The organism is Pseudomonas sp. A014, from assembly GCF_052378495.1.
GTDB lineage: Bacteria > Pseudomonadota > Gammaproteobacteria > Pseudomonadales > Pseudomonadaceae > Aquipseudomonas > Aquipseudomonas machongensis.
In genome coordinates, this window is sequence record NZ_CP199001.1 from 2,023,169 (window position 1) to 2,037,014 (window position 13,846).

General features: G+C 63.9%; 13 protein-coding genes. 8 read left to right on the forward strand and 5 right to left on the reverse strand.

Annotation, left to right across the window (positions count from 1 at the left end; all coding sequences use genetic code 11):
• The first annotated feature begins 9 nt into the window (after positions 1-9).
• On the forward strand, positions 10-1,203 hold the full coding sequence (gene prpF, locus ACTYOL_RS09480) for a 2-methylaconitate cis-trans isomerase PrpF (RefSeq protein WP_444757818.1): 1,194 nt from the start codon (positions 10-12) through the stop codon (positions 1,201-1,203).
• A 262-nt stretch (positions 1,204-1,465) separates the two neighbouring features.
• Here prpF and acnB read toward each other — a convergent pair whose 3' ends face one another.
• A complete protein-coding gene (gene acnB, locus ACTYOL_RS09485; RefSeq protein WP_197890282.1) occupies positions 1,466-4,075 on the reverse strand; it encodes a bifunctional aconitate hydratase 2/2-methylisocitrate dehydratase in 2,610 nt (869 codons plus the stop codon).
• 407 nt (positions 4,076-4,482) lie between these two features.
• On the opposite strand from acnB, the gene ACTYOL_RS09490 reads away from it, so the two are divergent.
• Both ACTYOL_RS09490 and ACTYOL_RS09495 read left to right on the forward strand, forming a co-directional pair.
• Positions 4,483-4,950: a DUF1289 domain-containing protein gene (locus ACTYOL_RS09490; RefSeq protein WP_197890084.1), complete on the forward strand. Its 468-nt coding sequence runs from the start codon at positions 4,483-4,485 to the stop codon at positions 4,948-4,950.
• 68 nt (positions 4,951-5,018) lie between these two features.
• Positions 5,019-5,771 carry a hypothetical protein gene (locus ACTYOL_RS09495; protein ID WP_153772967.1) on the forward strand — a complete coding sequence of 251 codons (753 nt, stop codon included), beginning with the start codon at positions 5,019-5,021 and terminating at the stop codon, positions 5,769-5,771.
• 11 nt (positions 5,772-5,782) lie between these two features.
• Here the strand turns inward: ACTYOL_RS09495 and queD are convergent, their stop codons facing one another.
• Positions 5,783-6,139, reverse strand: a complete 357-nt coding sequence (gene queD, locus ACTYOL_RS09500; RefSeq protein ID WP_028634508.1) for a 6-carboxytetrahydropterin synthase QueD — start codon at positions 6,137-6,139, stop codon at positions 5,783-5,785.
• A 53-nt stretch (positions 6,140-6,192) separates the two neighbouring features.
• Positions 6,193-7,272, reverse strand: a complete 1,080-nt coding sequence (locus ACTYOL_RS09505; protein WP_444757819.1) for a patatin-like phospholipase family protein — start codon at positions 7,270-7,272, stop codon at positions 6,193-6,195.
• Positions 7,273-7,439: 167 nt separating this feature from the next.
• On the opposite strand from ACTYOL_RS09505, the gene ACTYOL_RS09510 reads away from it, so the two are divergent.
• The 5 genes from ACTYOL_RS09510 to ACTYOL_RS09530 all read left to right on the forward strand — a co-directional run bounded on the left by ACTYOL_RS09510 (position 7,440) and on the right by ACTYOL_RS09530 (position 11,448).
• A complete protein-coding gene (locus tag ACTYOL_RS09510) occupies positions 7,440-7,748 on the forward strand; it encodes a PepSY domain-containing protein (RefSeq protein WP_054894716.1) in 309 nt (102 codons plus the stop codon).
• Positions 7,748-8,062: a PepSY domain-containing protein gene (locus ACTYOL_RS09515; RefSeq protein WP_054894717.1), complete on the forward strand. Its 315-nt coding sequence runs from the start codon at positions 7,748-7,750 to the stop codon at positions 8,060-8,062. Before ACTYOL_RS09510 ends, ACTYOL_RS09515 begins: the two co-directional genes overlap by 1 nt.
• Positions 8,063-8,734: a response regulator transcription factor gene (locus tag ACTYOL_RS09520; RefSeq protein ID WP_153772968.1), complete on the forward strand. Its 672-nt coding sequence runs from the start codon at positions 8,063-8,065 to the stop codon at positions 8,732-8,734.
• Positions 8,731-10,050 (forward strand): sensor histidine kinase, encoded by a 1,320-nt coding sequence (locus tag ACTYOL_RS09525; RefSeq protein ID WP_444757820.1) that lies wholly within the window; start codon positions 8,731-8,733, stop codon positions 10,048-10,050. Before ACTYOL_RS09520 ends, ACTYOL_RS09525 begins: the two co-directional genes overlap by 4 nt.
• A 240-nt stretch (positions 10,051-10,290) precedes the next feature.
• A complete protein-coding gene (locus tag ACTYOL_RS09530) occupies positions 10,291-11,448 on the forward strand; it encodes an HPP family protein (RefSeq protein ID WP_153772970.1) in 1,158 nt (385 codons plus the stop codon).
• Here the strand turns inward: ACTYOL_RS09530 and ACTYOL_RS09535 are convergent.
• Both ACTYOL_RS09535 and ACTYOL_RS09540 read right to left on the reverse strand, forming a co-directional pair.
• Complete coding sequence (locus tag ACTYOL_RS09535; protein ID WP_054894721.1) at positions 11,422-12,288, reverse strand: LysR family transcriptional regulator; 867 nt, start codon at positions 12,286-12,288, stop codon at positions 11,422-11,424. The genes ACTYOL_RS09530 and ACTYOL_RS09535 overlap by 27 nt on opposite strands.
• Positions 12,289-12,408: 120 nt before the next feature.
• Positions 12,409-13,701 carry a leucine-rich repeat-containing protein kinase family protein gene (locus ACTYOL_RS09540; protein ID WP_200603247.1) on the reverse strand — a complete coding sequence of 431 codons (1,293 nt, stop codon included), beginning with the start codon at positions 13,699-13,701 and terminating at the stop codon, positions 12,409-12,411.
• Between the last annotated feature and the right edge of the window lie 145 nt (positions 13,702-13,846).

The following is a 13,846-nucleotide window of genomic DNA, read 5'->3' on the forward strand; positions in this document are numbered from 1 at the left end:
TGAGTGCTCATGGCATCTATAGCGCAAGTGAAAATCCCCGCCACCTACATCCGTGGTGGCACCAGCAAGGGCGTGTTCTTCCGCCTGCAAGACCTTCCCGAGCGCGCCCAGGTGCCAGGCCCTGCGCGCGATGCCTTGCTGTTGCGAGTGATCGGCAGTCCCGACCCCTATGCCAAGCAGATCGACGGCATGGGTGGTGCGACCTCCAGCACCAGCAAGACCGTGATTCTTTCGCCAAGCAGCAAGCCCGATCACGATGTCGACTACCTGTTCGGCCAGGTCGCCATCGACAAGGCCTTCGTCGACTGGAGTGGCAACTGCGGCAACCTCTCGGCGGCCGTAGGTTCGTTCGCCATCGCCGGTGGCATGGTGGACCCGGCACGCATCCCGCGCAACGGCAGGGCGACAGTGCGCATCTGGCAGGCCAATATCGGCAAGACCATCATTGCTCATGTACCGATCACCGAGGGTGAGGTGCAGGAAACCGGCGACTTCGAGCTCGATGGCGTGACCTTCCCGGCGGCCGAAGTGCAACTGGAGTTCCTCGACCCTGCAGCCGATGAAGACGGCGAGGGCGGCGGGGCGATGTTCCCAACCGGCAACCTGGTTGACGATCTCGAGGTGCCAGGTGTCGGCACGTTCAAGGCGACCCTGATCAATGCCGGCATCCCGACCATCTTCGTCAATGCCGCCGACATCGGTTACACCGGAACCGAGCTTCAGGATGCGATCAATGGCGATGCCGCCGCGCTGGCGCGTTTCGAGACCATCCGTGCCCATGGCGCGGTACGTATGGGCCTGATCGAGCACATCGACCAGGCCGCCGGCCGCCAGCACACGCCGAAGGTCGCTTTCGTCGCGCCTGCTACGTCGTATACCGCTTCCAGCGGCAAGGCTGTGGCGGCGAGCGATATCGATCTGGTGGTGCGGGCGCTATCCATGGGCAAGTTGCATCACGCGATGATGGGGACGGCGGCGGTGGCCATTGGCACGGCGGCGGCGATTCCCGGCACTCTGGTGAACCTGGCGGCCGGTGGAGGAGAGCGTAGCGCGGTGCGTTTCGGTCACCCGTCCGGGACGTTGCGGGTGGGCGCCGAGGCGCGGAAGGCGGAGGGTGAGTGGACGGTGACCAAGGCCATCATGAGCCGCAGTGCGCGGGTGTTGATGGAAGGGTGGGTGAGGGTGCCTGGCGACGCCTTCTAGGCCTCCAGCCTGCGCCTCACCTGTGTGTAGGAGCAGCTGTCTTGCTCAAAAATCTGAGGCCTGCCCAATTCCGGTGGGAGCGGCGGTTCGCCGCTGCGACTTGTCCCGCGATCACCGGCGTAGCCGGTGCCATGCATCGCGGTGTTTCTTTCGCGGGCAAGCCCGCTCCCACAGGGACCTGCGCTCCTACTGGGATCCTTCCGGAATTGAAAAAGCCCCGGTATTTCTACCGGGGCTTTTCATTTACAACCGACTGCTCAGCTTACGCCTGAACCACCGGGATCTTGGCGTTGGCCGCCGCTTCACGGAACTCGGCGATCTGATCGAAGCTCAGGTAGCGGTAGACGTCGGCAGCCATGCTGTCGATATCCTTGGCGTACTGCAGGTACTCTTCGACGGTCGGCAGCTTGCCGAGGATCGACGCGACTGCAGCCAGCTCCGCCGACGCCAGGTAGACGTTGGTGGCATCGCCCAGACGGTTCGGGAAGTTACGGGTCGAGGTGGAGACCACGGTCGAACCGGTCTGAACACGTGCCTGGTTACCCATGCACAGCGAGCAGCCTGGCATTTCCATGCGCGCGCCAGCCTTGCCGTAGATGCCGTAGTAGCCTTCCTCGGTCAGCTGGTGGGCGTCCATCTTGGTGGGCGGCGCCAGCCACAGACGGGTCGGGATACCGCCCTTGACCTTGTCCAGCAGCTTGCCGGCAGCGCGGAAGTGACCGATGTTGGTCATGCACGAACCGATGAACACTTCGTCGATCTTCTCGCCTTGTACCTGCGATAGCAGGCGGGCGTCGTCCGGGTCGTTCGGCGCGCAGAGCACAGGCTCCTTGACGTCGGCCAGGTCGATTTCGATGATCTCGGCGTATTCGGCATCGGCGTCGGCCGACAGCAGCTCAGGGTTGGCCAGCCAGGCTTCCATCGCTTGGGCACGGCGCTCCATGGTGCGAGCGTCGCCGTAGCCTTCGCTGATCATCCAGCGCAGCAGGGTGATGTTCGACTGCAGGTACTCGGCGATGGCCTTTTCCGGCAGCTTGATGGTGCAACCGGCAGCCGAACGCTCGGCCGAAGCGTCGGACAGCTCGAACGCCTGCTCGACGGTCAGCTCGTCCAGGCCTTCGATTTCCAGGATGCGGCCGGAGAAGGCGTTCTTCTTGCCTTTCTTCTCGACGGTCAGCAGGCCCTTCTGGATGGCGTAGTAAGGGATGGCGTGGACCAGGTCACGCAGGGTGATGCCAGGTTGCAGCTTGCCCTTGAAGCGCACCAGTACCGACTCCGGCATGTCCAGCGGCATGACGCCGGTGGCAGCGGCGAAGGCGACCAGGCCGGAACCGGCCGGGAACGAGATGCCGATCGGGAAGCGGGTGTGCGAGTCGCCACCGGTGCCGACGGTGTCAGGCAGCAGCATGCGGTTCAGCCAGCTGTGGATGATGCCGTCGCCTGGACGCAGGGACACGCCGCCACGGGTGCGGATGAAATCCGGCAGGGTGTGGTGGGTGGTGACGTCGATCGGTTTCGGGTAGGCCGCGGTGTGGCAGAACGACTGCATGACCAGGTCGGCGGAGAAGCCCAGGCATGCCAGGTCTTTCAGCTCGTCACGGGTCATCGGGCCGGTGGTGTCCTGGGAACCGACGGTGGTCATCTTCGGTTCGCAGTAGGCACCCGGGCGTACACCTTGGCCTTCCGGCAGGCCGCAGGCGCGACCGACCATCTTCTGTGCCAGGGTGAAGCCCTTGCCGGTGTCGGCAGGCTGTTCTGGCTTCTTGAACAGGTCCGAAGCACCCAGGCCCAGTTCGGCACGGGCTTTTTCGGTCAGGCCACGGCCGACGATCAGCGGGATACGGCCGCCAGCGCGGACTTCGTCCAGCAGCACTTCGGTTTTCAGTTCGAAGGTGGTGACCAGCTCGCCGCTGTCGTGACGCTTGACTTCACCTTTGAACGGGTAGACGTCGATGACATCGCCCATGGCCAGGTTGGTGCAGTCGAATTCGATCGGCAGGGCGCCGGCGTCTTCCATGGTGTTGTAGAAGATCGGGGCGATCTTGGTGCCGAAGCAGAAACCACCGGCGCGCTTGTTCGGCACGTACGGGATGTCGTCGCCGAAGAACCACAGCACCGAGTTGGTGGCGGATTTACGCGAGGAGCCGGTACCGACCACGTCGCCGACGTAGGCAACCGGGAAGCCCTTGGCCTTGACCGCTTCGATCTGGGCCAGTGGGCCGACCGAACCAGGCTGCTGCGGTTCGATGCCATCACGGGCCATCTTCAGCATGGCCAGGGCGTGCAGTGGGATGTCAGGGCGCGACCAGGCGTCCGGGGCAGGGGACAGGTCATCGGTGTTGGTTTCGCCTGGCACCTTGAATACGGTCAGGGTGTACTTGTCGGCGATGGCTGGGCGCGAGGTGAACCACTCGCCGGCAGCCCAGGACTCCAGGACGGCCTTGGCGTGCACGTTGCCGGCCTTGGCTTTTTCGGCCACGTCGTGGAAGGCGTCGAACATCAGCAGGGTGTGCTTGAGCTGTTCGCCCGCGACGGCGCCCAGTTCGGCGTCGTCCAGCAGCGCAACCAGCGTCTCGATGTTGTAGCCACCCTGCATGGTGCCCAGCAGCTCGGTGGCGTGCTTGCGGTCGATCAGTGGCGACTTGGCTTCGCCCTTGGCGACAGCGGAGAGGAACGCGGCCTTGACGTAGGCAGCTTCGTCGACTCCTGGCGGAACGCGATTGGTGATCAGGTCTACGAGGAAGGCTTCTTCGCCGGCCGGCGGGTTTTTCAGCAGCTCGACCAGGCCTGCAGTTTGTTCGGCGTTCAGCGGCTGGGGCACGATACCCAGGGCGGCACGCTCTTCGATGTGTTTGCGGTAGGCTTCAAGCACAGTTATTACCCTCATCAGTGGTCCCTAAAGGGAGTCCGGGACGCTCATCCAGCATTCCCTGCACCCATGCGCGGATCACGGCTTTTTGAGCCGTCCAGCCAGGGTCGCAGAGAATCCTTACAGAAGCTGCTTTCAAAGTTTTACGCCTGTAGAACGGAGCGTTGATGAGGGGTTGGCGCGGGCCATGCGGGGAGCATGGCCTGGGCCAACACCGTTCTACCGGATGAACTGTGCTCGTGACGCTTTGAAAACAGCTTCCAACGGACATTGTTGCCTTGAAAAGGCGGGGTGATTCTACGGCAAAAAAACACGGAAGGTAAGTTGCCGACGATGACTTTAACGAGTGACCCCGGTTAGACAAAGGGCTAACATGACGCCGTGTTCCACCGCCAAGCCGTTGTTTTTCCATGTCCAACCAGTCCATCAAGACCCCTTGCGTCGGTCTTTGCTCAACTGTCTACGGAGACACCGTCTGCCGTGGCTGCAAGCGCTTTCACCATGAAGTGATCAATTGGAACGGTTATGACGAGGAGCAGAAGCGTGCAGTCTGGCTGCGCCTGGAGCAGTTGCTGGTGCAGGTGATGATGGCCAAGCTTGAAGTGTTCGACCAAAACCTGCTGCGCCAGCAATTGGAGCAGCGCTCAATCCGTTTCGTGCCGCACCAGTCCGAATATTGCTGGGCCTACCAGTTGATCGCGCGTGGCGCCCGCATGATCCGTGACCTGGAAGCCTACGGCATGGCCCTGCTGCCGGAGTTCCGCGATTGGGAGCTGCCGCAGTTGCGCGACGCCATCGACCGCGAGTTCTTCCTGCTTTCCGAGGCCCATTACCAGCGCTACATCGCGCCTGCTTTCCTGCAGCAGTCGCTGGGGTAAGACTTCAGGCTGCTGCGCCGCGCTCGTACTTTTTAGCGTTGACGCTCCCTCACTTCCAGGAGCGCCGTATGTCTAGTTTCGAGTTTCAACCCCTGCTGAGTTTCAACGCGCGTTGCCAATGGCAGCTTCATGATCGCCCTATTACCGTCGGCCAATGGAAAGAGAACAGTGACATGTTCCGGCCGTTCTGGGTCGAGTTCGATGACTGGAATGGAGACGATGGCTGGCTGATCACCAGTTGGGACTACGGCGAGGAGATGATCCAGTCGTTTCTGCTCGAAGGCTTGTTCGGCAAGGACGCGCACAAACGCTATGTGAGTGACTGCTTCTGGTTCGGTGTCTACCGCCATGCCGACGGCTATGTGTACGAGATCCGTCCCGCCTACGAAGGGCGCAACGAGCATGCCTGGCCCGAACTCGACTACTGGCTCGACACCAGTCGCAATGGCTACCTGGGGTTCTACAGCGCCGGATCGCCGGCGGGCGTGAACGTGGACGAGCCGGCCAGGGTCGAGATCAACGACCCTATCGGGACTTCGTTCGAGCTGCCTATTGACCCACCCATTCAGTTGACCACTCCGCTATACACCCTTACATCTGCACAGCGAACGCCCCTGTGGCATATTCCGGGCCTGAACCCCGCCGCATTGCGAGACAACGATGTGTTGCCGAACCTGACGCTCTACAGCCCGAAGGGACGCCAGGTCAGGCGTCAGGTGGAGAATGTCGCCTACCTCAACGACCAGATCGGCAAGCGCGGTGGCTTTACGCTGATTGTCAGTCAGTCTGGCGTTCCGCCTCATCGCAACCCACAGCCCTGACGGCCGGGTGGTCAGTCGCCGGTGTATTCGCAACCACTGGTGCAGGTCTCGTGGATACGCACTTTCGACAGTTCCGGCAGCAGCGGCTTCACCTGTTCCCAGATCCACTTGGCGATCACTTCGCTGGTCGGGTTTTCCAGGCCGGGAATGTCGTTCAGGTAGTTGTGGTCGAGGCGATCGTAGATCGGCTTGAAGATCGCCTTGACCTCGGCGAAGTCTCGGATCCAGCCGGTATGCGGGTCGAGCGGGCCAGTCAGGTGCAGGGCGACCTTGAACGAATGGCCGTGCAGGCGACCGCATTTGTGTCCTTCGGGGACGTGGGGCAGGCGGTGAGCGGACTCGAAGGTGAACTCTTTGAAAATTTCCACGCTGGCAGAACTCTGTGTGAATCAGGAATGCGCGCAGTCTACCAGCATGCTTGCTACAAGGCTTGCAACCGTTCATGCAGCCGCCCGGTGGCGACCAGCTCCAGCAGCTCGTCGCCCAGGCGCTGGCTTTCGGCGATGGCCTTGTACCAGTAACGCTTGCGTGTCGGCGCATCCCCCATGAAGCGCTTGAAGTCGTTGCGGTCTGGCAGCTTGCCATAGGGCAGGGAGGCCAGGTACTGCGGCGATGGGGTCATCAGCAGCACATTGTGCAGGCGTGTGGCATCGCCGCGACGCCAGGGCAGGGCCTTGTCGAACCAGCCGGGCACGACCTTGTCGGTGAAGTGCGGATAGAGCACCAGGTCGTCGCCTCGATAGGGCAGGTCGAGGTGGTAGTCCAGCAGGCCGCCGTCACGGTAGGTGCCGTTGCCAGCGCCGGGAATATCGCGCACGCCCTCCATCACCATCGGGATCGAGCCCGACGCGAGCAGCGCCTGTCGCAGGTTGCCCAGGTCCAGGGGCAGGCAGCGCGAGGGAAAGTCGGTCAGTGCGTCCAGTGGTGGTGCGCTACGGCCGTCATGCAGGATGATGCGTTCGAAGTGACGGGCCAGGCGCGAACGCCCGAGCAGGTTGCTGGCAATCACCGAGGACAGGCCCATGCCCAGCCGCGCGGGGTGATCATGGGCAAGCTGGCCATGGCTCTTCACCACCAGGATATTCAGGCGATAGTTCGGATTGGCCAGGATCTGGCCGTCACGACCCTGTAGCAGATCGTCGAGCATGCGCTGGCAGCTCTGGCTGATCTGCGCAGGGGTTACGCCCTTGGCGAAATCCTGCTCCGTGTACAGTTCGCCCAGGCGCCGCAGGCCGGCCACGGGGTCGTCCAGGCAGGCGCTGGCAAAGCGCCAGGAGCCGATCGAGGCGCCGATCAGCGAGCGCTGCCGCGGTGCCGACGGCAGCAACTGGCCGAACAATGCCAGGTCCAGGCCCTGTATACCCAGCGGCTTGGGGCCGCCGGCCGCCCCCGGGAGCACCCCGACATCGACAGCCCGCAGGCCGCGCTCGCGGATCTGCGCCAGGGCGCGTCGGCCGGCCTTGAAGGTCAGTGCGGGATACTTGATATGGATGGCGCTCATGGCTGTCTCTTGAAGGGCAGGGACGCATTATAGGCAATTGGGGTTCGACAGGCGCTCGGAGGCTGCGAACGGCGCTATCATGTCGCCAGCTGTTTTCAGGTTGAGTTAAGGACCGGTGGTTAATCTTAACCCCGTAGACAACATACGCACCTCGATGGAGAGACCCTATGAAAACGTTGACTGCCCTGTTCACCGCCGCTGCCCTGACCTTCGGTGCCACTGCCGCCTTCGCCAAGGACGTGCAGCCCGACGAAGTGGTCAAACTGGTGAATGCCAAGACCATCAAGTCGCTGGATGAGCTCAAGGCCGCTGCCGTGGCCAAGCATCCCGGCTCGACCGTGACCGACTCCGAGCTCGAAGACGAATACGGCCGCTATGTCTACAAGGTCGAACTGCGCGATGCGCAGAACGTCGAATGGGACGTGGCCCTGGACGCCAAGACCGGTGAAGTGCTGAAGGACGAACGAGACAACTGATGAACACCCTGCCGCGAGCGGTGCCCTGTCTGGCACTGGCATTATGGGTCGCCTGCTCGCCGGCGACCGCCCGCGACCTGGACCAGGACGAAGCCCTGGAGCTGCGTCAGCAGGGCATCATCCTCCCGCTTGAGCAACTGCTCGACGCAGCCCTGGGGCGCTACCCCGGGGCGCGTTTGCTGGAGGCCGAGCTGGAAGAGAAGCACGGCCGTTACGAGTACGAGGTCGAACTGCTGACCCCGGCCGGTGTGGTGCGTGAAATCAAGTACGACGCCCGTACCGGCGTTTTGATCAAGGACGAGGAAGACGACTGAATGCGCCTGTTGCTTGTCGAGGACAATGTGCCGCTGGCCGACGAATTGATCGCCAGCCTGCAACGCCAGGGCTATGCCGTGGACTGGCTGGCCGACGGTCGTGACGCGGTCTACCAGGGGCAGAGCGAGCCTTATGACCTGATCATCCTCGACCTCGGCCTGCCCGGCCTGCCGGGGTTGGAGGTACTGACGCAGTGGCGTGCCGCTGCGCTGGCCACCCCCGTGCTCATTCTCACCGCTCGCGGTTCCTGGGCCGAACGCATCGAAGGGCTGAAGGCCGGAGCCGACGACTACCTCACCAAACCCTTCCACCCCGAAGAACTGCAACTGCGCATCCAGGCCCTGCTGCGCCGTGCCCGTGGCCTGGCCAACCAGCCGCGCCTGGAGGCGGCGGGCCTGCACCTGGACGAAGGGCGCCAGTGCGTCGTGCGCGAGGGTGTGGATGTGCAACTGACCGCCGCCGAGTTTCGCCTGCTGCGCTATTTCATGCTGCACCCGCAGCAGGTCCTGTCCAAAAGCCACTTGGCCGAGCATCTCTACGACGGGGAAACCGAGCGTGACTCCAACGTGCTCGAGGTGCACGTCAATCACCTGCGGCGCAAGCTGGGACGCAGCGTGATCGAGACCCGTCGCGGCCAGGGCTATGTCTACGCCGGGAGCAGCAACGGGTGAAGTCGATCCAGGCACGCCTGAGCCTCGGCCTGGTGGCCGTGCTGGTGGTGGTCGGCGTGGTGATGGCGCAGGTGACCCTGTGGTTGTTCGAGGCCGGGTTGCAGCGCTATCTCGAAGCCGGGCTGCGCAAGGAGAGCGAGAACCTGCTGGTGGCGCTGGTCCGGGGCCCCAACGGCCTGCAACTGGACGAGCGGCGTATCTCGGCGGCCTACCAACGGCCGTTTTCAGGGTATTACTTTCGCATCGATTTCGAGCAGGGCACCTGGCGCTCCCGTTCGCTATGGGACCTGGACATGCCCAAGCTCGCGCGCCCGGGGCTGGAGGATGGCCATGAGCTGGGCCCGGAAGGCCAGCAACTGTTGGCCTATCGCGGAGATTACCGGCGCCTGGGCCAGGATATTTCGATCAGCGTCGCTCAGGATTATTCACCCGTACGCGAGGGGTTCAGGCGCTTGCAGCAGATCGGCCTGGGCATGGGTGTGCTGGCGCTGCTGTTGATCCTGGTCCTGCAGCGCATCACTGTGACCCGCTCGTTACGTCCGCTTGAGCGCGCCCGTCAGCAGATCGCCCAATTGCAACAGGGGCAGCGCTCCCAACTCGATGCCCAGGTGCCCAGCGAACTGCAACCGCTGGTGGACCAGGTCAACCACCTGCTGGCGCACACCGAGGACAGCCTGCGTCGCTCACGCAATGCGCTGGGTAACCTCGGCCATGCCTTGAAGACCCCTCTGGCGGTGCTGCTGAGCCTGGCGTCGAGCGAGCGCCTGCGCGATCTGCCTGAAGTGCAGGCGCAACTGCGCGAACAACTGGAGCAGATCCAGCAGCGCCTGGCCCGTGAACTGAACCGCGCACGCCTGGCGGGCGATGCCTTGCCAGGCGCGCAGTTCGACTGCGATGCGGAGCTGCCTGGGCTGCTCTCCACGCTTGGCATGATCCATGGCGAGGGGCTGCTGCTGGCGCGTGATGTACCACCGGGGTTGTTGCTGCCCTGGGATCGCGAGGACCTGCTGGAGCTGCTGGGCAACCTGCTCGACAACGCCTGCAAATGGGCTGACAGCGAGGTACGCCTGGGTATCGAGGCAACCGCCGAGGGTTACCAGCTCTGGGTCGACGACGACGGGCCTGGAATTCCCGGTGAGGCACGGGAGCACGTGCTGGAGCGCGGTTCGCGGCTCGACGAGCAGGTGGACGGGCATGGCCTGGGGCTGGGCATCGTGCGGGACATCGTCGAGGCCTGGGAGGGACGGATCACCTTGCTTGAGAGCCCGCTGGGAGGGCTGCGCGTCAGCATCGAGTTGCCACGCAAGGGACGCTGACACGCCTCTTGGCCCTTGAAAGATCGATCAAGGGCAGATCCAGCAAAAAAATTGCAGTCCAGGCGCATTTTTTTGAATTGGCCCCAAAACGGTGCGTTCGGCACAATCCTCGCCAAGAAACCCTCCGGTTTCCATCTCTCCACGGACGGAGCCCATTGTCATTGCCTTGGTAATGCAGGGCCCAGACCCTCTCGGCTGGGCTTTCTTTTTAACTATTCCAATACGATTGCGCTTGATTCGATGCCTGCCTCGCGTCCTGAAAACCGTCTGCAGCGCCTGTTGCCGGCGCCTTTGAATATTCCCCCGCGGGAATGGCTGCGTGCCGCTGTCGGCGCGCTGCTGGGTCTGTTCCTTGCCGGATGGCTGTGCAGCATGGCGTACGGCCCCTCCGTCGCCTTGCACCTGCTTGGCCCGTTGGCCGCCTCGGCGGTACTGGTGTTTGCCGTGCATTCCGGCCCGCTGGCGCAGCCCTGGCCGGTGCTCGGCAGCTATGCCCTGGCCGGGATCCTCGGGTTGGCGATGCGCCAGGGCTTGGGCAGCGAGCTCTGGGTGGCCGCAGCGGCCCTGGGGGGCTCGCTGCTGCTGATGTGCGGGTTGCGTTGCCTGCACCCTCCGGGCGGCGGTGTGGCGGCCAGCGTGGTGCTGGCTGACCCAGGGCTGGTGGCGATGGGCGACCATTTGCTCGAGCCAGTGCTGCTCAACGCATTGATTCTGGTGGCCGTTGCGGTGCTCTACAACCGCCTGACCGGGGTGCGTTATCCCAAGGGCGCCGTACCGCGCAAAGACCCGCATCACACCCATGACCCACTGCCCGGTGCACGCGTCGGCATCAGCGCAGAAGACCTGGATCTGGCGCTGGAGGAGCTGGGGGAGTTCGTCGATGTCACCCGCGATGAGCTCGAACGTATCATCCTGGCCACCGAGCAGCACGCCCTGCAGCGCAGCCTGGGCGGGATCACGGCGGCCGCGGTGATGTCTCGCGACGTACAGTTCGCCTCGCCGGACACGACCCTGGAACAGGCCTGGAAGATGCTCGCCAGCCATCACCTGAAGACGCTTCCGGTGCTGGAACACGGGCGTTTGGTCGGTATCGTCAGTCTCAGCGACCTGGTTGGCCCTGCGATGGCCCGGGGGCGCTTCAGTTGGCGAGGCCTGTTCCGTCGCCCGTCGACACGCATGGCGCAGGTCATGAGCCGCCAAGTGGTCAGCGTCGGTAGCGAGTATCCATTGGAACGTCTCCTGCCGCTGCTCAGCGAGCACGGATTGCACTGCTTGCCGGTGCTGGACGACGGGCGACTGGTTGGAGTGATCACCCAGACCGACCTTATCGCCGGCCTGAAACGTCACCTGCTCAACGCTGCAACGCAGCGCTCAGACCAGCGGGTCCCAGCGTTGTGACCAGTCGCTGGCGCCGTCGGCCACCTGACGGCGCAGCAGCGCGAGCGCCTGTTGCAGCGCCTCGCTGTCACGTTCACGGGCATAGACCAGGAACGTCGGGTAGGTGAACTCCGGCGCCTGTGGCACGCGCTCCAGCACGCCGCTATCCAGATAGGCCTGCACCACACGGGTACGGAAATAGCCGCTGCCGCCCTGGTCGAGGATGAACTGTAGCGCCAGGGGGCCGAGGTTGAAGCTCAGCGCCGGCCGCGCGCAGTGGGGCAGGGCCGCATCGTGCTGGCGTCGGAAGGCTTCGCCCCAGTCGACATAGATGTAAGGCTCGGGCAGGTCGACGCGGCGGATGCGGATCAGCTTTTCTTCCATCAACTGTTCGACTTGCAACCCCGGGACATAGGTCGGTTGATAGACCAGCGCCGCATCCAGCAAGCCCATTTCCACTTTGCGCAGCAACGCTTCGCCGTCGCTCACTTCGCTGCGGATCGCATGGTCGGGCAGGGCCCCATGCAGTGCGCTGACCCAATCGAGCATCAGCGGATTGCCCAGGCTCACCTCGCCCCCCAGGTGCAGAACCTTCTGGCAGCCCTGTGGCAGCGGCAGGTCACGGCGTGCCGCTTCCCAGGTGTGTACCAGTTGGTTGGCGTAGGTGACGAAGGCCTCGCCGTCGCCGGTCAAGCTGGCGCCGTTGCGGCTGCGCACGAACAGCTGACAGCCGAGTTGTTGCTCCAGGCGCTGCACTCGGGCCGAAATGGCAGTCTGTGAGACGAACAGGCGCTCGGCTGCGGCCACCAGGCTGCCGCAGCGCACGATTTCCAGAAAGGTACGGGCCTGATCGATGTCCATTGGGTGCTCGGCTGTGGGTCAGTGCGTCATTCTAGGGGCTTTGCACCGGATTGGGGCAGGTAAATGATCCAGGGCGCTGGGCGCTTTACTGCGCCAAGGCAGCGCAGCGGCCCCATGCTCTCAGTGGCTGCGCAGCGCCTCGGCCACCTGCGCGAACGCTGGGCGGCGCAGTACATCCGCCTGCTGGCAGTGCTCGGCCAGGACGCGCAGTCTGGCCTCGTCTTCTGCGCAGCAGTCCAGCAGTTCGTCGATGAGAATACCGAAGGCGCGAACCTCCAGGCGTTCGATTGCCTCGCTAGCCGCGCCTGCTGTCGGCGAGTGGAACGACGCCGCGCCGAAGTCCCCGAGCAGACAGTCACCGGCTGCTGCACAGAGGATGTTGTGTGCATACAAGTCGCCATGGTTCACGCCCCGTGCATGCAGGTGCGCGGCCACCGAAGCGACACCGGCCAGCAGGTGCTGCACAGCATCCAGGCTGAAATGGCGTTCTGCGGGGTAGCGGTCGCGCGTGCAACTGTCCAGGCTCGGTGGGCCTGCAAGGTTGAACCAGCTCGGATCGATCAGTTGCATCACCAGCGCCGGGCGAAGCTGGGGATGGTTGTCGATACGCCCGAGCAGCCGCACCAGTTGCGGATGGTCGCCCGCTGCCAGGCAGGCCCTCATCTCTGCCAGGGGTGAGCCATCGCTGGTGATCTCGCCCTTGTACAGCTTGACCGCCACCGGTGCCTGCTGTGCGCGCCAATGCGCCAGGTGAATCACCCCCGAGGCACCACGACCGAGTTCTTCGCCCAGTGTGAGATCCGCCCAGTCGATACGCTGGGCGACGGCCTCCGCTGTGGGCGCCCGCAGCGCCTGGGGTAGCGGGTTGTCGGCATAGGCCAGCCACGCCAGGCGCGGCATGCGCAGCAGCCAGTCGGGCAGGGCGGTAAGGCGGTTGCTGGCGACGCGCAGCAGTTCCAGGCGTTCGCAACGGGCGAGGCTCTCGGGCAGATCGGTCAGGCGGTTGCCTGCGAGCATCAGCTTCTGTAACTGGGTGCACTTGTCAATCTGTTGCGGCAGGGTTTCGAGCAGGTTGTCGGTCAGTACCAGCGAGCGCAGGCTGGCTGGCAGCGCCTGCGAGTCGACCTGGCTGATGCGGTTGCTCTTGAAGCCCACGGTTTCCAGACGCGCGCAGCGGCCGATGCCGTGGGGCAGGCGGGTGAAGCGGTTTTCCGAGCAGAACAGCACTTTCAGCCGGGTCAGTCGGTGCAGGTCGTCGGGCAATGCGCTCAGGGCGTTGCCGGTCAGGTTCAGCACCTCGAGTGTGTCTGCGAGCGTGAAGATCTCTGGCGGGAAGCAGGTCAGGCCTTCGCACAGGTCAAGGCGGGTGATGCCTTGGAGTCGGCCGGCTTTGAGGTCTTCGAGGCTGTGCATGGTGCGTGCCTATGGCTTGGAAAGGGCGCCATTCTAGAGCTGCGCCAGGCCATTGCAAATCTGCACAAGGGTTGCGACTTAAGTCCGATGGCAGGGGCGCAATGCCGGTCCATACTCAAGGCTCGCCCTTCAATAACAACAAGTA